Source organism: Thainema salinarum CENA647, assembly GCF_057732415.1.
The window spans coordinates 5,936,530-5,957,934 of sequence record NZ_JBYJZJ010000022.1 but is presented as its reverse complement, the minus strand read 5'-3'; the positions used below and the strand labels follow the sequence as shown (position 1 = coordinate 5,957,934).

General features: G+C 51.9%; 18 protein-coding genes. 8 read left to right on the top strand and 10 right to left on the bottom strand.

Going from position 1 to position 21,405, the window contains the following annotated elements:
• Window positions 1-127 precede the first annotated feature (127 nt).
• Window positions 128-2,527, bottom strand: a complete 2,400-nt coding sequence (locus AC286M_RS32990) for a CHASE2 domain-containing protein (RefSeq protein ID WP_488208433.1) — start codon at window positions 2,525-2,527, stop codon at window positions 128-130.
• 401 nt (window positions 2,528-2,928) lie between these two features.
• Here AC286M_RS32990 and AC286M_RS32985 point away from each other — a divergent pair, with 401 nt between their 5' ends.
• From AC286M_RS32985 to rpiA, 5 genes are all read left to right on the top strand, one after another.
• Entirely contained in the window at window positions 2,929-3,357 is a 429-nt protein-coding gene (locus AC286M_RS32985) for a photosystem I reaction center subunit II PsaD (RefSeq protein WP_488208432.1), read from the top strand.
• Window positions 3,358-3,663: 306 nt separating this feature from the next.
• Window positions 3,664-5,199 (top strand): anthranilate synthase component I, encoded by a 1,536-nt coding sequence (gene trpE, locus AC286M_RS32980; protein WP_488208431.1) that lies wholly within the window; start codon window positions 3,664-3,666, stop codon window positions 5,197-5,199.
• Window positions 5,200-5,360: 161 nt separating this feature from the next.
• The gene (locus AC286M_RS32975) at window positions 5,361-5,996 is read left to right on the top strand and encodes a Crp/Fnr family transcriptional regulator (RefSeq protein WP_488208430.1); all 636 of its coding nucleotides are present in this window, start codon (window positions 5,361-5,363) and stop codon (window positions 5,994-5,996) included.
• 346 nt (window positions 5,997-6,342) lie between these two features.
• Window positions 6,343-7,626: an MSMEG_0569 family flavin-dependent oxidoreductase gene (locus AC286M_RS32970; protein WP_488208429.1), complete on the top strand. Its 1,284-nt coding sequence runs from the start codon at window positions 6,343-6,345 to the stop codon at window positions 7,624-7,626.
• 216 nt (window positions 7,627-7,842) lie between these two features.
• Window positions 7,843-8,538 carry a ribose-5-phosphate isomerase RpiA gene (gene rpiA / locus AC286M_RS32965; RefSeq protein ID WP_488208428.1) on the top strand — a complete coding sequence of 232 codons (696 nt, stop codon included), beginning with the start codon at window positions 7,843-7,845 and terminating at the stop codon, window positions 8,536-8,538.
• A 72-nt stretch (window positions 8,539-8,610) separates the two neighbouring features.
• Here the strand turns inward: rpiA and AC286M_RS32960 are convergent, their stop codons facing one another.
• Window positions 8,611-9,735, bottom strand: coding sequence for a WD40 repeat domain-containing protein (locus tag AC286M_RS32960; RefSeq protein WP_488208427.1), 1,125 nt, complete (start codon window positions 9,733-9,735; stop codon window positions 8,611-8,613).
• 181 nt (window positions 9,736-9,916) lie between these two features.
• Window positions 9,917-10,879, bottom strand: a complete 963-nt coding sequence (locus AC286M_RS32955; RefSeq protein WP_488208426.1) for a hypothetical protein — start codon at window positions 10,877-10,879, stop codon at window positions 9,917-9,919.
• A 304-nt stretch (window positions 10,880-11,183) separates the two neighbouring features.
• Between AC286M_RS32955 and AC286M_RS32950 the strand changes: the two genes are divergently transcribed.
• Complete coding sequence (locus tag AC286M_RS32950) at window positions 11,184-12,116, top strand: histone deacetylase family protein (RefSeq protein ID WP_488208425.1); 933 nt, start codon at window positions 11,184-11,186, stop codon at window positions 12,114-12,116.
• A 133-nt stretch (window positions 12,117-12,249) separates the two neighbouring features.
• Complete coding sequence (locus AC286M_RS32945; protein ID WP_488208424.1) at window positions 12,250-12,774, top strand: orange carotenoid protein N-terminal domain-containing protein; 525 nt, start codon at window positions 12,250-12,252, stop codon at window positions 12,772-12,774.
• 247 nt (window positions 12,775-13,021) lie between these two features.
• Here AC286M_RS32945 and AC286M_RS32940 read toward each other — a convergent pair whose 3' ends face one another.
• From AC286M_RS32940 to AC286M_RS32910, 7 genes are all read right to left on the bottom strand, one after another.
• Entirely contained in the window at window positions 13,022-13,216 is a 195-nt protein-coding gene (locus tag AC286M_RS32940; protein WP_488208423.1) for a hypothetical protein, read from the bottom strand.
• A 575-nt stretch (window positions 13,217-13,791) separates the two neighbouring features.
• Window positions 13,792-15,258 carry a GUN4 domain-containing protein gene (locus AC286M_RS32935; protein ID WP_488208422.1) on the bottom strand — a complete coding sequence of 489 codons (1,467 nt, stop codon included), beginning with the start codon at window positions 15,256-15,258 and terminating at the stop codon, window positions 13,792-13,794.
• A 165-nt stretch (window positions 15,259-15,423) separates the two neighbouring features.
• Complete coding sequence (locus AC286M_RS32930) at window positions 15,424-16,290, bottom strand: DUF2267 domain-containing protein (protein WP_488208421.1); 867 nt, start codon at window positions 16,288-16,290, stop codon at window positions 15,424-15,426.
• Window positions 16,291-16,558: 268 nt separating this feature from the next.
• A complete protein-coding gene (locus tag AC286M_RS32925) occupies window positions 16,559-18,031 on the bottom strand; it encodes a sensor histidine kinase (RefSeq protein WP_488208420.1) in 1,473 nt (490 codons plus the stop codon).
• Between the two features lie 22 nt (window positions 18,032-18,053).
• Window positions 18,054-19,940: a DNA repair protein RecN gene (recN, locus tag AC286M_RS32920; protein WP_488208419.1), complete on the bottom strand. Its 1,887-nt coding sequence runs from the start codon at window positions 19,938-19,940 to the stop codon at window positions 18,054-18,056.
• Window positions 19,941-20,138: 198 nt separating this feature from the next.
• Window positions 20,139-20,855 (bottom strand): nucleotide exchange factor GrpE, encoded by a 717-nt coding sequence (gene grpE / locus AC286M_RS32915; protein WP_488208418.1) that lies wholly within the window; start codon window positions 20,853-20,855, stop codon window positions 20,139-20,141.
• A gap of 73 nt (window positions 20,856-20,928) precedes the next feature.
• On the bottom strand, window positions 20,929-21,189 hold the full coding sequence (locus tag AC286M_RS32910) for a ParB N-terminal domain-containing protein (protein ID WP_488208417.1): 261 nt from the start codon (window positions 21,187-21,189) through the stop codon (window positions 20,929-20,931).
• Here AC286M_RS32910 and AC286M_RS32905 point away from each other — a divergent pair.
• The gene (locus AC286M_RS32905) at window positions 21,188-21,400 is read left to right on the top strand and encodes a hypothetical protein (RefSeq protein ID WP_488208416.1); all 213 of its coding nucleotides are present in this window, start codon (window positions 21,188-21,190) and stop codon (window positions 21,398-21,400) included. The two genes, AC286M_RS32910 and AC286M_RS32905, sit on opposite strands and share 2 nt — an antisense overlap.
• Window positions 21,401-21,405 lie beyond the last annotated feature (5 nt).

The window sequence follows — 21,405 nt, the reverse complement described above, 5'->3', positions numbered from 1 at the left end:
CACCCGCTCACAAACAATTACTCTGATTCTTCACAGCCGGATTGGGGATCAGACGCTAAATTTTCTCGCCCGCCATGATTCTAAGTAGGTTTCTAGAATTATTTCAATATTGCCCAGCAAACCCGCTTTATTCTTCGTCCCAAATCTGAGTTTCAGAACTGGCCTCCTCTAGATCCTGATCGGAGTTCTCTATGATGTCCTGGATGTTCATTACGCCACTATCAGCAAGGAGAGTGGCTGGCATAGCTGACTGCAACAGTTCAGGTAGCGTTTCTAAAGCGGCCATCACGTCGCGCACGGTCTGATAGCGCTGGGCAAAATTGTAGTGCACCATCTTATTCAGCAGCGCTTTGAATTCAGGACTAATAGTAGGCACCTGGTCTTCCCAGCGAGAATTGCCCATATTGTCCAGCGGCAGTTGGCTGGGGCGCAGTCCAGTCAGCGCCTCAATCACCGTCATGCCTAGCGCATACAGATCACTGTTGAACTGGGGCATGCCAGCAGCCTGTTCGCTGGGCATATAGCCTTTGGTTCCCAGACCGATGGTGAATTTGGTAGTGGGGTCAGATTCGGCTACCTGATGAGAAATCCGCTTGGCGATACCGAAGTCAATCAGCACTAATTTGGCATCAGCCCCCCGGCGAATGATATTGACGGGTTTGATATCGCGGTGAATCACGTTTTGATTATGGACAAATTCCAAAACAGGCAAGAGATCGACCAGAATCTGCACGGCGCTTTCCGGCGGCAAAACGCCTCGAATCGCCAACTCCCCATGCAGTGACCGACCAACGATCAGTTCCTGCACCAAGTAAAATTCCTGGTCTTCCTCAAAGTAAGCCAAGAGCTGAGGAATCTGGCTGTGCTGTCCCAGTCGTTCCAGGCTCTCGGCTTCCACGATAAATAGCCGTCGCATCAGCTTCAGCATGTTGGGCTGGTCGCTCATCAGCCGCAGCCGTTTGACCACGCAGGGGGGATTGCTGGGGCGCTGAGTATCTTCGGCAATATAGGTTTCGCTGAAGCCTCCGGTTCCCAATACCTTGACAACGCGATACCGTCCGCCCAGGATTTTGCCGAAGATGGCAGCTTCCCGCTCCAGCAGCAAGTCCCGCAGATCGTCCTGCTGACTGATAATTTCCTGCACGATGGGCAGAGCGGCGTACTGCTTCAGGGTTTGGCGCAACTGCTGCTTGCGAATCTGCTCGCGAATGGCGCTGATCGTGATGTGGGAGATGCCAATGAGTGCGATCGCAGTTGAAGGAACCGCCACGGGCAGCGTCAGCGAACCTAGAACAAATGCGCCGTAGCCCACGGCATACCACAGCACACAGGCTCCAAACGTCCAGCCAAACTGATACAGCGGCTGGCGCGATCGCACAATCCCATAGCCAAACCCAGACAGGGTTACGAGTACCAGCAGTCCCTCTAGCCAAACTGCGGGTAGGGCAGCCCCAATCGAGCGATTGTCCATCAAAGTTGCGATCGCATTGGCCTGCACTTCCACCCCCGGCATGGGGCCGAAGGGCGTATCGTGAATATCCTGTAGGCTGGGAGCCGTCGCGCCCACCAGCACAATTTTGTCGGCAAAGATTTCCCGCAACTGGCTTTCGCCCTGCCACGCTTTTGGATCCAGTGCCATCCAGAAGGGGACGTAGGTAAACGTGTTACGCCCTCCGTAAAAGAAGATACTGGTTCCCGTCGGCGGTTCATGCTCTCGCTGGGCGGCTGCGAGCGTTGCTGCCGCAAACGTGTCTGGAATCGTAGTCGCGTCCTGCAGTGCTTCGTAGGAGGCTGGATTGCGCAGCGCGAACCGTGCGATCGCAATCTGGCCCAGTTGGTGAATCCGTCCATCAACTTCCACTGGTGTGTCGAGCAGACCATTATGAGCCAGAGATCGCCACGGTTCTTGTGGTGAAACCAGCCCCACCTGAGTCTTGACGCCAGACGTAGGAGACGAACTCTCTACTTCACCAAACTGGCTTAATAAATTATCATCCCCCACTAAGTCTGCTGCTAACACCACGCGATCGCCGTAGCGTTCTAGCGTCTGCGTCAGTTGGGCATCGTCAGCATCACCATAGGTACTGGGCGTATCCAGAATGATGTCAAGTGCGATCGCAGATGCCTCCGCCTCCATCAACCGCTCAATCACACGTGCATAGGCGGTGCGCTGCCACGGCCAAGCGGCAATCGGTGCTAAGTCCGCCTGCCCCTCTGGATCAGCCGCATAAAACTGTCCCTGCCCCAGGGATTCTTCATCAATCGCCAGAATGACGATATCGCTGGGTGGTTCAACGACTCCCCGCACATTGAAGAAAAGAGTGTGCACCTGCCGTTCCAACAGTTGAGCCAAGCCAATGTTGAACCCGGTGGCATAGGTTGCCAGCAATGTCCAGCCGCCAATCATGGCCACTGTCACCTGCCCAAAAGAAAAGCGTGACCACCACGGTTTCGAAACTTTTTGGGTAACCGTGTTGGTTAACAGAGGAGTGCGAACTGGAGTCGGATCGGGACGAGTTTCAGTCACCAAACTTACGCAATAACTGGGGGCAATAACTGGGGCAATAGACGGCTGCAATACCTGTACAGCAGGAACTATGCAGTAGACGGCTGCAGGCAGAACGATGCGATGTGAGCTGGTTAATCCAGGTTCCATTTTCGCAAAATGCCAAGCCGGATGGCAGCAAGTTGTAAAATCTCAGAATAATTTTTGTTCAAAAAGCTTGTCTCGTGTGCATTTCACGCAAAACTAGAACTGGTCGTAGTGCACCAATGCGGTATGAGATGGCCTTACCATTCGAGAACAGATTAAAACGTTAAGTCCTGCAACAATTAAGTTTGTAGAACTGTAACAGATCCTCACGAAGTCGGTAGTAGCATCAAAACCCGGTGATACGATCCCCTAAAAACGGTTGAGAGTAAAGACCTATGACAGAAACCTTGACTGGACAAACCCCATCCTACGGTGGTAACACCGGCGGATTACTTTCTAAAGCAGAGACTGAAGAAAAATACGCCATTACCTGGACCAGCCCCAAAGAGCAAGTTTTCGAACTGCCAACCGGAGGCGCAGCCATCATGCATGAGGGAGAGAACCTGCTGTATCTACCTCGTAAAGAGCATTGTCTTGCACTTGGCAAGAAGCTGCGCACCAACTTCAAACCCAAGATGCAGGATTACAAAATCTATCGCATCTATCCGAATGGCGAAACGCAGTACATCCACCCTGCGGATGGTGAATTTCCTGAAAATGCCAAAGAGGGCCGTTCTTACGCTGGTAAGAAGGATCGCAACATTGGCAGCAATCCTGAGCCTGCTACGATCAAGTTCAGCGGTAAGGCACCCTTCGAGGTGTAAATCTGCGATCGCATAAATTTGTGCCCTTCGCCCTTTGTTCTAATCCTTCGTCTGTTGATCAACAGTAGGTTGTTGGAAGCACCATATTCTGGCCCTACTGTAGTTGAACTGACTAGCCATAGAGACAGCCATCGATGCATTCTGTGCATTCTGTTGATGGCTGTCTTTCATTTTGAACCAAGAAGTGCGTAAGTCCTATATTCATGTCAGAAGTCTCACATGTCAGAAGTCTCAGCTTTTGCGGCAAGATGTGAGATAGTATCACTACTCTGCACCTGACCCTAATACCTATCGCTGTTTTCACTCATGGTTTCCCCTGGTTTTTCTGAATTCAAAGCCTTGGCCCAGCGCGGTAACTTTATTCCGGTTTACCAAGAGTGGGTAGCAGATCTCGATACGCCCGTTTCAGCGTGGTACAAGGTCTGCGCCGGACAGCCCTACAGCTTTTTGCTGGAGTCGGTGGAAGGGGGCGAAAATATTGGTCGCTACAGTTTGCTGGGTTGTGACCCGCTGTGGACGCTGGAAACGCGCTGCGATCGCACCGTGCAAACCCACCGCGATGGCCAGCAGCAGGTGTTTGAAGGCGATCCCTTTATTGCGCTAAGTGAATGTCTAGCTCCCTATACTCCCGTCAAACTGCCGGAACTGCCGCCGGGAATTGGCGGTCTGTTTGGCTTCTGGGGCTATGAGCTAATTCGCTGGATGGAGCCGACGGTGCCCGTCTATCCAACCACAGAGGCGGATTTACCGGATGGGCTGTGGATGCAGGTGGATCACCTGCTGATTTTTGACCAAGTGAAGCGTAAGATTTGGGCAGTTGCCTATGCCGATCTGCGGGACGAGACGGTGGATCTGCAAACGGCTTACGATAAAGCCTGCGGCCAGGTGCAAAATCTGATCGACAAGCTGCAAATCCCCTTCTCCGGTCGCGATGCCGTCTTGCAGTGGACGCCGCCCAATGGCAGAGAGCGAGCGGAGCTGTCCTACACCAGCAATACCACTCGCGAACAGTTCTGCGCCAATGTTCTAAAAGCAAAAGATTACATCCACGCTGGCGATATTTTCCAGGTGGTGATTTCCCAGCGATTAACGACGGCATACGAGGGCGATCCGTTTGCGCTGTACCGCTCGCTGCGGCTGATCAATCCTTCGCCCTATATGGCCTATTTTCACTTTGGCGACTGGCAAATCATTGGCTCCAGCCCCGAAGTGATGGTCAAAGCCGAGCGGGATGAAGCCCAAGATAATCGCGCGATCGCAACTTTACGTCCAATTGCAGGGACTCGACCTCGGGGTCATACCGTTCCCGAAGATATGGCATTGGCCAACGACCTGCTGCAAGATCCGAAGGAAATCGCCGAACACGTTATGCTGGTCGATCTCGGTCGCAATGATCTGGGGCGCGTCTGCGACAACGGATCGGTTTCAGTTGATGAGCTGATGGTGATTGAGCGCTACTCCCACGTGATGCACATTGTCAGCAACGTGGTTGGCACGCTGGCTCCTGGCAAAACTGCTTGGGAACTGCTGAAAGCCTGCTTCCCAGCGGGTACCGTTAGCGGCGCACCTAAAATCCGCGCCATGCAGATTATTCACGAGCTAGAACCCTGCCGCCGAGGCGTTTACTCAGGGGCCTACGGCTACTACGACTTTGAAGGTCAGCTCAATACTGCGATCGCAATTCGGACGATGGTGGTGCGGGGCAGCGGAAACGGTAGTCATACGGTCAGTGTCCAGGCTGGAGCGGGTTTAGTAGCCGACTCTGAACCGGAGAAAGAGTATCAGGAGACGCTAAATAAGGCACGCGGCATGCTAGAAGCGATTCGCTGCCTACAAAAGTAAAGCCCTAAAAATAATTAGGTTGCCGCATTGCGGCGACCTAATTATTTTTATTTGGCACCCACAAATATGAAAAAAATCTTAACCTAAGGACAACCTGCTAATTACCGGGATTTGAGCTTCGTCTTCTACATTTACTGTGCGGTAGTATACATGAAACTCCCATGCTTCAGGCTCAGCTTCCCACACAACCTCCCTCTGCTGAATGGCGACAAGTTCTAGAAAACGTCTATCAAGGCAGGGAGTTGCATCCCTTCAGCACCGGCCAGACTATCCCCATGCGTCCTCAAGATATTTGGATTGTCTGCCGAGGGGTGGTTCAGCTCAGTACGCTATACCCCACTGGTGATGAAGCGATTTTGGGTCTAGCCTGCCCTGCAATGCCTTTTGGTACTGCTTTCACTCGACTGCGCCCCTATAGTGCGATCGCACTCACCGATGTCGATCTGATGCGGCTCAATCAGATGGAAATTGAGCAGTCGCCACTGTTGGCTCAGGGACTCTTTCGCCAGTTAAGCCGTCGCCTCCAGCAAACGGAGGCAGTACTGGCAATGGCAGGCCAGCGCCGAGTCGAAGATCGACTGCGTCATCTGCTGCTGCTCCTGGCCCAGGAAATGGGACAACCCGTCGCCCAAGGTATTCGCATCAATACTCGTCTAACGCATCAGCAGCTTGCTAATGCCATTGGAACAACCCGCGTTACGGTCACTCGGTTGCTGGGTCAACTGCGGGATGAAAACTGGCTGTTGATTGATTCCGGTCGGCATCTGATTCTGCAATCAACTGCGATCGCATCCTAGTAGTCTGTCAAAGTAGAAATGAGGGGTAGAAGAATTTTGAAAATATTGCGCCGCAATATTTTCAAAATTCTTCTACCCCTCAAAACACACTGGACAAAGCACTAGTACTTCGGTAGATAAGGGTGAACGATGCCCACCCGAGGGGATTGGTGTTACCTGGATCAATTGTTAGGTGCAAATAGATGTTCTGCATATTCGTGGTTCAGCGATTGGAGAGAACTGCGATCGCACCTGTGCTTACTGCTAAACTTGGCGGGTTCTCAAGGCTTTCGTAGTTAGAGATACAAACGCCCTCAGTGAATCGTTCGTAGTGTGGCAATAAGACCTCACACGGCTGGTACGATTCATGCAGCAACATTACTCGGTCATCATTGTGGGTGGTGGGCAGTCGGGCCTATCCATGAGCTACTGCCTGAAACAAAAAGGGATTGACCACATCGTCTTTGAGAAGAAAGAGATTGGCTACTCCTGGAAAGCCAAGCGCTGGGATTCCTTTTGTCTGGTCACGCCCAACTGGCAGTGTCAGTTACCTGGATATTCGTATCCTGGCCCCGATCCGCACGGCTTCATGCCCAAGCATGACATCGTGCAGTACATCAAGGACTATGCAGCGGCGTTTGCCGCTCCGGTTGAAGAAGGGGTGGAAGTGCTGAAGCTGCGTAAGAACAAAGCTCAGGACGTGTTCGAAGTCTCGACCACAATTGGCGACTATACCGCTGATCAGGTGGTAATTGCGGCGGGTTATTATCACAAGCCCAAGATACCTGCGATCGCAACTCGGCTACCGGAGCACATTGTCCAAATTCACTCGTCGGAGTACAGAAATCCTCAATCGCTGCCGGATAAAGCCGTTCTCGTTGTGGGAACTGGCCAATCCGGCTGTCAAATTGCCGAAGATTTGCACTTTGCGGGCAAGCCGGTTCATCTCTGCGTCGGTGGCGCACCCCGCTCGGCTCGTACCTATCGCGGCAAAGACGTAGTTGCCTGGCTGGATCAGATGGGCTACTACGACCTAACGATTGATCAGCATCCCCAAAAAGAACAGGCCCGTCATAAAACCAATCACTACGTTACCGGACGGGATGGCGGGCGTGAAATCGACCTGCGGCAGCTAGCGCTAGACGGGATGCAGCTTTACGGCAGGCTGAAAGATATCCAAGGCACTCAGCTTGAATTTCAGAACGACCTGAAGCAGAACCTCGATCAGGCCGATGCCGTAGCTGAAAGCATTAAGCGCACCATCGACCAGTTTATTGATAAGCACCAGATTCCAGCTCCGACCGAACCGCCTTACGTTCCTGCTTGGGAGCCGACCAAACCCGTTTTGGAACTCGATTACGAGCAGGCCAATATTGGCACCATCATTTGGAGTATCGGCTACGAGTCGGACTTTCGCTGGGTTGAGCTGCCCGTTTTTGACGGCAAAGGTTATCCGGGGCACGATCGCGGCGTTACCGAGATCTGGGGACTGTACTTTCTGGGCTTACCCTGGCTTTACACCTGGGGGTCGGGTCGCTTTTCGGGGATTGCCCGCGACGCCATGCATCTGGCGGACTATATTGCCGCTCGCAAGAAGGAATCTTACATGGGCGACAGCAGCAATATGTATGCTTTTCTTATCGGTTCATAAAGAATTTCTTATCAAAAACCAAAAAGATAATGATGCTACCGCAAGGTCGCAGTATGCTTACCCTTCTAGCTTTCAATGCATGTCATAAGGCTGAGGAATGGCTCTGAATTTCTCAGCAAAAGACTAGGCATCTGTTCCACTTTCCGTCATTCTAGAACCAAGCATCGTGGTTTACATAGACATATAAACAGAAGGAGTGTTGGAATGACCGAAGGAATGGATCCTGTTAAGTTGATGAAACAAGAAGTCGGCAAAGCGGCAGCCGCCCGCGTCACCTCCGGCTCAATCGTAGGACTAGGGACGGGATCAACCACCGCTTTTGCAATTCAGTTTTTGGGTGAGCGGTTGAAGTCTGGTGAACTCAAGGACATCAAGGGAATTCCGACTTCGTTTCAGGCATCTGTATTGGCTAAGCAGCACGGGATTCCGCTGACAACGCTGGATGAAGTCAGTGGCATTGATGTTGCCATTGATGGGGCGGATGAGGTCGATCCGCAGCGCAATTTGATTAAGGGCGGCGGCGCAGCTCATACCCGTGAGAAGGTGGTTGACTCGCTGGCCAAGCAGTTTATCGTCGTGGTTGACAGCTCTAAGATCGTCGATAAGCTGGGTGCATTTCCCCTACCCGTTGAAGTATTGCCAATTGCGATCGCGCCTGTAACTCGCGCCTTAGAAAACCTCGGCGGCAAGGTTGAACTGCGGATGGGCGTCAAGAAAGATGGCCCTGTGATCACCGACCAGGGCAACATGGTGCTGGACGTGAAGTTTGAAGCTATCACCGATCCAGCCGCAATGGAGCAGCGGATCAACAATATTCCGGGTGTATTAGAAAACGGCCTGTTTGTCGATGTCACCGACCTCGTCCTGATCGGCGAAGTCAAAGACGGCCAAGTTTCCATTCGCGAAATGTAGGTTATTTCCTGATTCTCGTTATACATTTGGTAGGGGCGAATGGCCATTCGCCCCTACGTTGCTATGAAATGACTAGGGTTGCCAGAGCTTGATTTCGCCGTTGGAGCTGCTGGTTGCTACCAAATCGCCATTTGAATTCATCACGACTGCCAGAACGGGTGCATTATGCTGCTGGTCGGCAGGTGCAGTCCCCAGGGATTCTTCCTCCTCCGTATCCCAAACCATCACATTGCCGCTATTGTCGCCACTGAAGATGAGCTGACCACTGCGGCTATAGACGAGAGAATTCACCCGTCCAGCCCCCTGCATTTCGACAGGTTCACCAATTTGTAGACGACCGCGCACTTCCTTAAACGAGCGCAGTTCAACTCCATCTAGATTCCCTGCCGCTAACGTTTCACCATCGGGGCTGAACTTAACCGACTCAACACCCAGGCGAGTTTTGATGACTTCCACTCGCTCAAAATCATCTTCTAGATCCCAAACGGTGATGGTTGTGTCGTGACTGCCCGCAACCAGATACTTGCCATCGGGACTAAAGGTCAGCGACGAGAAGCGACCGTCTTGCCGCTCGCCATTGTGCCGTCCCGTTTCCGCTTCCAGCGTTGCCAAGACGGTACGACTTCCCCAGTTCCAGAGCGTGATGCTGCCGTCAAAATTACTGGCCGCCAGATACTGACCGTTGGGACTGAACTGCACCGTCGGCGAAACACCTCGATAGTCTCGATCCAAAATTACCTCTGACGCGCAGGTATTCCGCTCCGGATCGCAAGCATTCAAATCCCACACCCGCACATCGCCGTTAAACGTTGCAGAGACCAGATAGCGATTGTCTGGGCTAAAGGCCAGCGACGTGCCATAGCGATCGCTACTCGGTAAATCAATTACATGACGCACAAATCGCTGCTCATCTCCCTGCAGCACCGCATCCACATTCCACACCCGCAAACTGCGATCGCTAGCTGCACTCGCCAGATATTGACCATTGGGACTAAAGGCTAAACCGAGCACATTATTGCCATGCTGAAGATTGCGTAAGAGGGAAATGGTATTCGCTTGAGCTAACTGGATCGGCGGGTTTGGCACTTCAACCGCGATCGCACTTCGGCTAGCAGTCAACGGTAGAAGTGGACTCGTCATTGACAGGGAAACTGCGATCGCAATTCGGCTAAATCCAAAGAATGAGGGCTTATTCATAAATACTGTGCTGGAAATAAACCAAGAACGAATGAACATCCCGATTTATCTCTCACTTTCGCCAGCTTATGCAATCAACCCCGCCAAAATCAGATCCCTCCAATCATCAACCATCAATTACTAACCACTGCCAATTCCTCTCTGCCCGATTAACTCCTCTATGACCCTCTACAGCCTCTCCCTACCTGACAAACTCTGAAACCTTCTTCCCCCGACAGCAGGGGTCTTCCTTCTCCCACAGTTCATCTCCTTGGACAACTGTTTTCAGATCGGAAAAGCTGCTGATGCTGGGCTGTTCGCTGACTACAATTGCCCAGCAGTCATCGCATAGTCCAGCCGCTTTCGAAACAAAGCGATCGTAAATGGGATTCGAGACTGAAACATCAACATACTCGTCTGGTGCTGAACGGGCCGATTGAACCAGCGATTTAGCGTATTCAGCCAGATTGATTTGTTCTGTTTTGGACAGTGATTTCCACTGCTCATCCAGAACAATGATTTGGAGGGTCGGGGTGCCCTGCAAAACATTGGTCAACTGGTAGTTTCCACGCACCTCTCGAAAAATGTGTTCACCTTGCTTTGCGCGTTGCTTGTGCTGGGTGGCTTGTTGTTCGGCCAGTTGAGCAGCCTGCTGCTGGGCAACTTGCAGCTGCTGTTGATAAGCAGGCAGGCGCTGTTGCGCGATCGCATATTTATCATCCGTAGCGGGAATAGCCTGTATTAAAGCAATGGCCGTTTGCCAATGCTGCACAACCCGTTCCCAATCATCTACTGTTTGGGCAACATCGGCCAGTTCCGTCGCATTAGCGGCCTTCATCACCGCCTGCTCAAAGGAGATCTCTCCCGTAATTGAGATTGGCTCAGGATGTAGCGTGGCGACTTTGACGCCACGGGTCGTTTCGCTATATTTCTGAACGGCATGATTCGGTGATGCCAGCGCTGGCGAGTCTGCTTTGGTCAAATTTGGCGGCGATTGCGGATCGGCCCCAGATTGGCCAGATTGACCAGGTTGGGCAGATGTGCAAGCAGACATGACCAGTGCGATCGCAAATGTCAGCAGCGATAGTTGAATTTTCCAGCCTTTCGGCGATAAGGAATTGAGCACCAGACACGGATAGCAATTGGCCTGCATGATATATGACATGGTAGCAACTGCAAAAATCAAGATGGTAGAGCGTTCCAGCCTATGCTCTACGGCAAGTGGTTATTGCACGCCAGCATTATAGCGATCGTCTTGCACTCTCCGTAAGAGCCATATCCCGACAATTCACAATATTTTTGTCTGCGGGTGAATTCTGCTCGTCTGCCAGCTTGATTTCGGTAGGTTTTGATCGTGGATGTGCCGTGCTTCGATACAACGCGACAAAATGGCTCTTCTAGAAGAATTTGCGCCCTAGAATAGAGGAGTGATATTGAATGCATAGACTGAATCCCAAAGCAAATTTGCCATGCTGCCTATTTTTTACTCCGATGAATTTTTGCAGCACGATCCAGGCTACGGACACCCCGAATGTCCAGAACGCCTGACGGCTATTGTCAAATCCTTAAAGACTGCGCCTTGGGCCAATCAGCTCAAATGGCAAACACCGACTCCAGTACAGCAGCGGGACGTGATGCCGTGGGTACTGGCCGTACATGATGCAAGTTATGTTGAAGCACTGCGGCAACTGGCGAATGGTGGCGGAGGACGGATCGATGCCGATACGCGTGTGTCACCCCGCAGTTTTGAGGTGGCGCTACTGGCGGTCAGTGCCTGGATTGATGGAGTAGATAGCGCTTTGACAACCAATGGGCCAGCCTTTGTCCTGGCGCGTCCGCCTGGGCATCATGCCGTCAAGCGCACAGGCATGGGATTTTGCTTGTTATCCAATGCTGCGATCGCAGCTTACTATGCCCTCCAGCAACCGGGCATTGAACGCGTGGCCATTCTGGATTGGGATGTTCATCACGGCAACGGAACGCAAGACATCGTGGAGCATGATTCCCGCATTGTCTACTGCTCTACCCATCAGTCTCCTTGCTATCCCGGCACGGGGCGCGCCACCGATCAGGGTGAACACCACAATGTGCTGAATATTCCTATGCGACCCGGTAGCACCATTACCGACTACACGCTGGCATTTGAGCAAAAGGTCATGCCGTTTTTGCAGAATTTTCAGCCGGATTTGCTCTTGGTCAGTGCTGGCTACGACGCAAATGCTGCCGACCCACTAGCGAGCATTGACCTTGAACCCGACGACTATAAAATCCTGACGCAGTACTGCCTACAGCTCACGTCCCGCATCGTATTTGGATTGGAGGGTGGCTATCATTTTGCGGCTTTGGCAAATTCGGTACTCGCAACTGTTGAACCCTGCCTAGCCGTTGCTGGCATCGCGTAACTGGGTGGCAGCGTAGTCAAAAACCTGTCTTTTGACACAGTCATATGCCTGCCTAATTTCTACCCACTGAAGGGAGATCCAATCTGCGGCTCCTGATATTTGTAGGGTACGAACGATAAACATAGGAACTTATATGACTGCAAGTGCTAACAAAAACACTTTTTTACCCGAAGGAACTCAAAAAGTCGTAGATGCATTTGAATCGTTAGGCACAGACGAGAAACTAGCGCTGCTTTACTACGCATATGAGCATATGGGTGAATCGATTACGCCCGCTGCTCCCTCCGCCGCTAATCCAGAATTGGTACCCACCCTGATCGGTGACTATCTGGAGCTGTCTGATGATGAGCAACTGCAAATCATGCGAGAAATTGTAGAAGGAAAAGACTCTGAATGTTCTCGTGCTTATGGTGGCTTGACTGAAAATAATCAGCTCTTGGTTTGGTACGCTTGGGCCAAAGAAATGGGCAATAATGTGGTCGATATGCCGGCTGATTATAAAGCCAGCTCAGCGATTAAAGATGCGCTGAAGCGAATTGAAAACCTGGAATTTCAAGAGCAAATCTCTATGCTGCGCACCATTGCTGGCAACATGGGCTACAGCGAGGTTGGTGATATTCCCAGCCAGAAAGAAACTGGTAAAACTCCAAGTTTGTAAGACTGGTCACTTGCAGTATCAACTACCAGAAGCTGTCAAAATGGGTCGTTGATAGCGATAAATTCGAGATAAGAACATTTAAGAGGGAGGTGCGATCGCACCTCCCTCTTAAATGTTCTTATATTTTTGGAGACTGATGTCAAACAACAAGCTGTTGTGAAAGCCCCACCATGCGCAACTTTTACAACAACTTATTGGGTAACTTTGCGATCGCAAAGTTCAATAAAGTTCCATACGGAAATTTGCACTAATAGCTGGATTCGCCGCTGACATGATCATTGGGAATTTCTTTCCCTTTTTGCTGGAGTGCCGCAGTTCGAATTACTTCCCAAATTCGATAGAGGTTGCCATCCTTTGGATCGGCTGCCCGATAACGCTGAATGAGATTATCGAGCTCTTGCTGTGTAGCGGGAACTTTGGGGACAGAATCAAAGCTGGTCATGGGAATCTCCTTGTACTGAAGCAGGTAACTGAAGCCGGATCATCAACCTGAGGGAGTCTAGCGTGACGGCTAGGCGACCATTTATGCTGAAACCATAACACATTTGTATAGTACGTAACAGAAATATTTGATTAAGTCTGCATATACCAAAGCCATCAGATGCTGAATCCGTGAGAACCTGTTGGTAGTTGCTGGCTTGACGCAATCACTTGTACCTTAATCCAGCTGATCAGCAGGATGAGCATTGAACGTCCTAAATAGCGCCACAACGCGCACCATCAATTTGGTTGAGTAACCGAATTGCAGTTATTGAGTTTAGTGAGATCCAGCGATCAAACCACTGCCATCAAACGACTGGTTGAGTTGAGTGTTTACATCGCTCAGCAACTTAATCTTGTCCAAGAATACAAAGATAAACTGTTGCATTTGGCACCATATTTTGCATCTTGAACAAATTTATAGGTAGCTTCATTTAATTTGCCCATCCTTCATCAAAAGACTATCGAAGTATGACAAATTCACTATTTTTGTATGCCTCCATTACTTCTCACTCCTCTCGCCCCACCTCTCGCTTCCTACAGTAAACAATCATCAAGCCGAGCAAAAAAACGCACCATTTGGGCTAGGCCAATGGCACCCAAATGCCAAGCGGGTAGGTGTCCATCGACAGCACTGGTGTTAAATTCGAGAGCATCAAAGCCGAGCCATTCACTGCGATCGCGCCAACCGACTCGATTCCCAAAGCGTTCAATGGGGCCGTTGATCCGCCAGCCTGAGCGACCACCGCGTCCCAGAAGCTGCAAATTAGCGTAGTTCATGTCGGTGCGGCCACCCACCTCACGCCAGATTTGCTTTTGAATGCTAAAGCCAAACCGCCCGCCGCTCCAGTTCACCCAGAGATAATCCAGCGTCCGCAAATCGCGACAGGGAAATGCCTCCAGATCAGCCGCGCTGAGTCGGGCTCCAGGTTGGAGGCTACGCGCCGCCAGCATCATTTGGTAGGTTTCGCGATCCGCTTCTTGCCAACGACCTGCTTCCAGCAAAGCTTGTAGGGGGCGATAGTCAATATTGCAGGCGGAATCAAGAAACACCTGATTGGATAAACTGGTTGGGGCAAACTGGGCGGTTCGCGCAGTGCTGCCCGGTTGATGAATCAGAGAGGACTGGAGTGGCATGAGCTGATCCAACGCCGCCAACGCTTCCGCCGCCGTGGGATAGCGATCGCGAAAATCGTAGCGCACCATCCGATCCAGCACTTCGCACAGGGCTGAACTAGCCTGAATGCCGTCTCGCCAGAGGATTTCGCAGGTGTGGTGATCTTCGGGCAGCGTCTTGGGATGCTTGCCCGTCAACGCCTGAATGCCAATCATGCCAACTGCATAAATGTCGCTGCTGAAGCGGGGCCGTCCAGCAGACTGCTCGTTGGGCATGTAACCGGGTGAACCGATTGCAATCGTGCGGGTCGTGTTGCCCTGCACCCCGATCACGCGCGTTCCCAACTGCTTCACTGCGCCGAAGTCAATCAGCACCAGTCTGTCATCGGCCCGACGACGGATCAGATTCGAGGGCTTGATGTCGCGGTGAATCACATTGCGCTGATGGACAACGACCAGAATTTCTAAAATTTCCCGCAGCAGTTGCATGGTGTACTGCTCCGTCTGGGGCTGGCCCAAGACCGATTCTTGCCCCAAGTTATCACCGTCAACATACTCCTGCACCAGATAAAAATCTGGGCCTTCTTCAAAATGGGCAAACAGGCGCGGAATGCGATCGCAATCGCCAAAGTGATACAGCACTTCGGCTTCAGCTTCAAATAGTCGCTGAGCCGTTTCCAAACTTACCTGATCCGACAGTTCCGGCTGCAGGTGCTTCACCACACATTTGGGGTTGTAGGGCAAATGCTGATCAAGGGCGAGGTAAGTTTGGCCAAACCCACCACCGCCCAAATGCGCCATGATTTGATACCGCCCACCCACGATTTTGCCTAGCGGTAGTCTTGGTGTTGCGGTCATGGGTGCGATCGCATCTCCCTCCCCAATCAAACCCTTTCGATCTTGACATGAAAACCTCAATCTAGTGATTTTAAACGCAACAAAAAAATCGCCCCATTGGGGCGATAAGCGAGGAATCCATTCACACGGCGATCGGATCTCTCTCAATTGAGCTGTGAGTTGGGCTATGTCTCAAAGTTACGCTTATGTCTACGCTTATGATTTTTCCCACAAGGTTCTGACCTTGCCGGGTAACCAACTGGCAACTTCTTCAATGCGCTCTGGTGACAACTGCTCTTTAGTAGCAGAGAACACAGCCGCTGTCACAGTTTCGCCATTTGTTGAGGGAGGTAAACCCCCTTCACGGGCGACTCGGAAAAAGAAGTCGTGATCTTCAATTTTGAAGATGCCGGGGCCTTGCCAGGGCGGACGAACCCGACTTAAAAAGCCTACGATCGGATTCATATCTTTCCATAACTCGGACATATCCATTTGTAGGGACTTGTCCTTGCTTTCTGCCGCGTCTGTTCCCGATAGATCGGCTGCAACGCGATCCGATGTCTCAGTCGTCATCAAATCTCGCATCACGCGAAACACAACATTCGTTGCATCTCTAGCATCAAAAATGTCTTCTAGATTGCCTTTGAGCATCACCTTCTCTAAAAAGGGCATGTGCTCGTCAACAATCGGGATACTAGGACCTTCTTTCAGTGCTTTAGGTGGATTCTCTTCCATCTTTTGCAGCATTTTGCGGCCTTTCTCAGTCAGATCGGCTTTTTTGAAAGCAATCAGGTGGGGGAGTGGGCCATCGCTTGATCCGAGCGTATTCGCAATCCGCAGATCAAACTCATCTGGATTGACGACCGATGGCACATCCGCTTGGGTCGCATAAGCGTTTCCCGCAAAGTCAGCATCAATGTATTGCTTTTGATTCAAAAAATCGAGGTGTCCAAGCAGATCACGGGTGCCAACTTGCCGACCTGCAAAGTCTGTTTGGGAAATATTTAACCCCTGTTCGCCCTCAGATTCCCGAACTTTTTGCAGCAGGATATATACAATGTCTTCTTTAATTGCAATTGTCATAGAAAACCTCTTAAACGTTGCGTTTGAACGTCTTTCACCTAAGACGTAAGGGGGAGCGTAGCCCATACGACTACCACTCAGCTTTCATCCAGCGATCGCAATTGTTAGCAGTTGCCAATTACCTAACGAATTGCAGGTGCAACTAGATTGAACCTGACCAAATATTACAAATCTTAAAGTTCGACCACATCTATCAATGGGGATCAATGCGCTTCTACTTCCGGTATATTTTGAGCGGCTGATCTCTTTCTACGGGCAGGGATTAATTTCAATCCAGATTTTGCTTGACCTTTGGTTTCACGGAATTAGACAAGCCATTCCGAGCAGCTTCCTGCGATTGGGGCAGCGTTACGGTTACAGTTGTGCCTTGATTCACCACGCTGTCAATGCGGATGGAACCGTGATGATTGGTCACGATTACCTGTGCGATCGCAAGTCCGAGACCTGAGCCAGTACTCTTTGCCGTTTGGGATTGTTGGTTATGAGTTCGCGCCGGATCAACGCGGTAGAACCGATCAAACAGCAGCGGTAATGATTCTGCCGGAATGCCAACTCCCGTATCGCGAACCTGCACCTGTAGGGTTGGCTGTGGTGCCATTATCCAGCAGGCAATGAGTTCTACGTCTCCCTCAGCCGGAGTGTATTGAATGGCATTGCTCACTAAGTTGGTGAGCAGCCGAATTAGCTGATCGCGATCGCCCATAATTGTCAGAGCCGCATCCAGTTCAACAGCGGGGCTAGCAGCCGTTCCAACGGTGGTCGTCGCCGAAACGGGCAAGGACGAACGGGGGGCAGCGGGTTCAGCCTTCGCTTCTTCGTCTAACTGAAGCGACAGAGTAATGGACTTATCCAGGGCAATGGCCTGCTGTTCCTCCAGCACCTGCACTAGCAGCGCATCCATCTCCACAGGCTGAAACTGAGGCGGACTCATGCCGCTATCCTGACGGGCCAGAAACAGCAGGTCGTCTACCAAATGCCCTAGCCGTCGAGTTAATCGCTCGATCACCTTGAGCTGATAGCGCTGAAAATCGGCATCCAGTTTTGGATCAGCCAGCGCCACCTGCACATTGGTTTGGATCACCGCAATTGGATTCCGCAGTTCGTGAGAGGCATCCGCCGTGAACTGCTTGAGCTGCTGATATGACTCCCGTACAGGTGCGATCGCAAGTCCAGACAAAAACCAGCCCAGCCCCCCGACGGTTGCCACAATCAGCACAATGCCAATCCCCAAATCCAGCAGCAGCCGACGAGTTGGTTTCGTTACCTCAAACCAGGGATGGCTGACCCGCAGATAGCCCAGCACCTGCCGCCCCATCTGCAGCCGCTGCGTTACCTGCCGCATTAGATGATCGGGCGTAGTATGTATCGTCTCACCTTTGGGATTGACGTGAACGGGCACGTCGATCGGGGTTGAAAACGTCGTCCACAGTAGCTCTCCGGTCGGGCTAAACCATTCTAGGTCGATGTGGTCATCTTCGACCGTGTCGGCGTTGTTGCGGAAGCTGGCCTCGACGTTGACGTGCATCAGCGGGTAGGCCATTGAGTCAGATAACTGGTCTTGATCGGGCTCAATCACGAGCGATCGCTGCACCACTTCCACTACATGGCTCAGCGTATCGTCAATCCGCTCGACCAGCGTTGTCCGCACATACCAGTAAAAGCCGCTAGCAAACAGCAGCAGCAGGACGGCGGTCACGGCAGCATACCAAAGCGCTAATCGACGACGGGTAGCTTGAAACATGAAGGCGACGGTACGGTGGCGACTAGCGTTTGGATTTAGATCGGGAGCGGGAGGACTTAGATCGGGATTGGGTGGAAGTCGAGCTAGATGCCGATGCTGCACTGGAGTTTCCGTTGGCAGACCCGTTGCCGTTCTGTTCTGCCACTTCGAATGAGCGCGATTCCCGTATCGTATTGGCCTGGGACAACAGGGCATCAGCAAAGGTGATTGCCTCCTGCGCTGTGGGGCCACCCGCTAGCTGGGCCAGTTCTTCCCGCCGCTCGTCAGTATCCAGCGGGGCGACGCGTACAACGGTACGAATGTCTTCGGCTGTGGCTTTCTTGGCCTTGCCGTTTTTGGCAGAGCTAGCGGCAGAGGTTTCTTCAATCACCTGCTTGTTGACCCGGAAGTGCTGATCGGCCATTGCGGCGACCAGGGGCTGGTGGGTAACGCAAAGCACCTGGTGACTGCGGCTGAGGTGATGCAGCTTTTCTGCGATCGCTTGGGCGACGCGACCGGATACACCCACGTCAATTTCGTCGAACACCATTGTGCCCACGGCATCCACCTGGGAGAAGCAGGCTTTGAACGCCAGCAAAAAGCGGCTCATTTCACCCCCGGATGCCACCTCGTCCAGCGGCTGTGGCGGTTCACCGGGGTTAGGACTAAACAGAAACGTCACCCGATCTGCACCGTGACTGGTGGGTGTAATTGACACAAGCTGAACCGTAAACTGCACCTTGTCCATTGCTAGCGGCTTCAGCTCTTCAATCAGCCGCTGTTCAAGCTGCTGAGCCGTGCGGCGGCGCATCTGGGACAGCTTTTCACAGGCCGACTCCAGTACGGCTTGCTTTTCGCGATAGGTCTGCTCCAGTTCCTCTACAGACTGACTGCCGCCCGTAATCTCGTCCAGGTCAGCGCGAATTTTTTGGTCATATGCGATCGCATCTGCCAGGGTTGGGCCGTACTTGCGGCAAATTTGCTTCAAGACGCTGATTCGCTGTTCAATTTCCTGGAGACGTTCCGGATCGGTTTCAATGTCGGCACCGTAAGCGTTGATCTGGCGTCCCGCTTCTTCTACCTGTGCCAGGGCATTCGCCACCATGTCAAGGACAGACTGAATCTGCGGATCGTACTGCAGCATATCGCTGAGCAGGTCTTCGGCTCGACCCAGCAAATCGGCACAGGCATCGCCGCCATGCTCGTTTTGATACAGCGCCTGATAGACTTCATAGCTCTGCTGCTGTAGCTCAACGCTGTGGGACAGCCGCTGATATTCTTGCTCTAGCTGCTCTAGCTCATCCGGCTCCGTCAGCGCCGCCTGAGCCAGCTCTTTGGCCTGATACTCAAATAGGTCAAGCTGCTGGAGCCGCTCTTGCTCTGCCTGCCGCCGCTTTTCCAATCGCTGAAGCGCCTGCTGTGCTGCTGCGTAAGCTGTTGCTACCTTATCCCGCTGCTGTAGTACCTCACTGCCGCCAAAGCCGTCTAGCCACTCGCGCTGGAGAGAAGCGCGACCGAGCTGCATGGTTTGGCCCTGAGCGGTGATCTCGACTAAGCGATCGCGCAGGGCTTCCATCTGCTGCTTATTCACCTGGATGCCGTTCACCTTGGAACGATTGCGGACGCTGTTGCCGCTGACGGTCATCTCACGGGTACAAACAAGCTGATTGTTTTCCAGCGAGATGTCGGCATCTAGATCGCCTGCCATCAGCTCCGGATTAATGTGAAACGTGGCTTCAATCAGTGCCCGGTCTGCTCCCGTCCGCACAAATCGCCGCGACACTTTACCGCCCAAGACGGCATCGATCGCGTCCAGAATAATCGACTTGCCCGCTCCTGTTTCTCCAGTGAGGACATTCAGCCCCAACCCAAAATTGAGGGTCAGCGCATCAATCAAGGCAAAATTTTCAATTTGAAGGGAGGTCAACATGAAGTTGGGCTGATGGGGATACAGGTGAAAGCTGACTAATATGAAGTCTGTGGATAAGAACCCAATTCAATTTTCTGTGAAATGCTTGCTCAGCAAGCATTTCACAGAAAATTGAATTATGGGTTTTCAACTGGACTTCGTATCATTTAGATCCTATGCTCTTTCACCAGTTTAGAGGGTGATTCAAATACTTTTGTCTTATTTTGGGCTGACCTTGGCCCGATGGAGCAACCGATCGCCGTGTCGATAGCCCACATTTCGCACTTTGACGAGATCGCCCGGTTCAGCGTCACCGTTCATCAATTGATGCTGCTGTGGATCATAGGGAATTTCTGCATCTACTTCTGAAATTGTGCTGACGCCCCAGCTTTCGAGCAGCTTGTCAATTGGACGGAGCAATAGCAGAAGTTTATCTATAGGGATATCATCTGGATTCTCTTGAACACGGCGAACGGCAGTTGGCCAAAAGGTCAGCCAGGATTCAATTTGCTGTAAGCTTTCTCGTTGAAAGGCTTCTTCGAGCTGAGACTTTTGGGTTTCAAGCTGTCGCTGGAGACGTTCATACTCGCGCTTGAGTGATGCGTCGGGTTCAGCAGCGGCTGTTGGACTCGCTTGAGAGGTTGCAGATACGGTCGAGGTGGGAACCGCAGTTTGCACTGACGATTGATCAGATAGCTCATCAGTAAACTGCTGCAAAAAATCCGGTAGTGACAGGTTCAGCGCTTGACTCAATTTTTGCAGCGCCGCCAGTCGCATAACGCTGACGTTGCCGCGCCGTAACTGCCGCACCTGCCAATTGGAAACCCCCGCCGTTTCAGCTAATGCTCTGAAACTCGGTAGACCAACCGCTTGCATGCGCGATCGCAACTTCTCACTACAATCGTATTCCGGCTTATCTATATGAGTTCGCGCCATACCCCTCTCCCCATCCACAAAACTCACCTACCCATCTACCCATCCACACTTCTACCCTCCTACCCATCCACCCCTACGCCAAATGCATCTTCAACACCGACTTCGGCGCACGTCGCACCCGACAGCGAATGGTGTCATGCCCCAGCCGACTACAGGCTTCAAAGCGATGACAGCCGGAAAATCCGTAGTACTTTCCTTCTACTTCTAAGATATCAATGGGTTCTTGTAGGCCAATCTCTTGAATCGAGTCCATCAGTTGCTCGACTTTTGCGGCATCATTTTGGCAATACAGCGGGCGAATAATCTGGCGAATCGGAATCTCTTCAATGCGCATGGCGAAATTGCGAGTCTGGACTGAGCAGTCGCGACATGGATTGCTATTCTATTTTATCTCGGCAGTTCATACTCATAATGAGTTTGGCCAGGTGACTGAATGGGCACAGGCTTTGCTCTGTGGCGCTAATCCAGATTTGTTTATCGTTGGAAAAGCCCAAAAGTGCGATCGCACTTTCCACTTCACGCATACTACTCATGAGCTAGATTGAACTGC

Coding starts and splice junctions, on each gene's coding strand:
- AC286M_RS32985 (WP_488208432.1), top strand. CDS start 2,929: ATGACAGAAACCTTGACTGGACAAACCCCATCCTACGGTGGTAACACC.
- trpE (WP_488208431.1), top strand. CDS start 3,664: ATGGTTTCCCCTGGTTTTTCTGAATTCAAAGCCTTGGCCCAGCGCGGT.
- AC286M_RS32975 (WP_488208430.1), top strand. CDS start 5,361: ATGCTTCAGGCTCAGCTTCCCACACAACCTCCCTCTGCTGAATGGCGA.
- AC286M_RS32970 (WP_488208429.1), top strand. CDS start 6,343: ATGCAGCAACATTACTCGGTCATCATTGTGGGTGGTGGGCAGTCGGGC.
- rpiA (WP_488208428.1), top strand. CDS start 7,843: ATGGATCCTGTTAAGTTGATGAAACAAGAAGTCGGCAAAGCGGCAGCC.
- AC286M_RS32960 (WP_488208427.1), bottom strand. CDS start 9,735: ATGAATAAGCCCTCATTCTTTGGATTTAGCCGAATTGCGATCGCAGTT.
- AC286M_RS32955 (WP_488208426.1), bottom strand. CDS start 10,879: ATGTCATATATCATGCAGGCCAATTGCTATCCGTGTCTGGTGCTCAAT.
- AC286M_RS32950 (WP_488208425.1), top strand. CDS start 11,184: ATGCTGCCTATTTTTTACTCCGATGAATTTTTGCAGCACGATCCAGGC.
- AC286M_RS32945 (WP_488208424.1), top strand. CDS start 12,250: ATGACTGCAAGTGCTAACAAAAACACTTTTTTACCCGAAGGAACTCAA.
- AC286M_RS32940 (WP_488208423.1), bottom strand. CDS start 13,216: ATGACCAGCTTTGATTCTGTCCCCAAAGTTCCCGCTACACAGCAAGAG.
- AC286M_RS32930 (WP_488208421.1), bottom strand. CDS start 16,290: ATGACAATTGCAATTAAAGAAGACATTGTATATATCCTGCTGCAAAAA.
- AC286M_RS32925 (WP_488208420.1), bottom strand. CDS start 18,031: ATGTTTCAAGCTACCCGTCGTCGATTAGCGCTTTGGTATGCTGCCGTG.
- recN (WP_488208419.1), bottom strand. CDS start 19,940: ATGTTGACCTCCCTTCAAATTGAAAATTTTGCCTTGATTGATGCGCTG.
- grpE (WP_488208418.1), bottom strand. CDS start 20,855: ATGGCGCGAACTCATATAGATAAGCCGGAATACGATTGTAGTGAGAAG.
- AC286M_RS32905 (WP_488208416.1), top strand. CDS start 21,188: ATGGCGAAATTGCGAGTCTGGACTGAGCAGTCGCGACATGGATTGCTA.
- AC286M_RS32910 (WP_488208417.1), bottom strand. CDS start 21,189: ATGCGCATTGAAGAGATTCCGATTCGCCAGATTATTCGCCCGCTGTAT.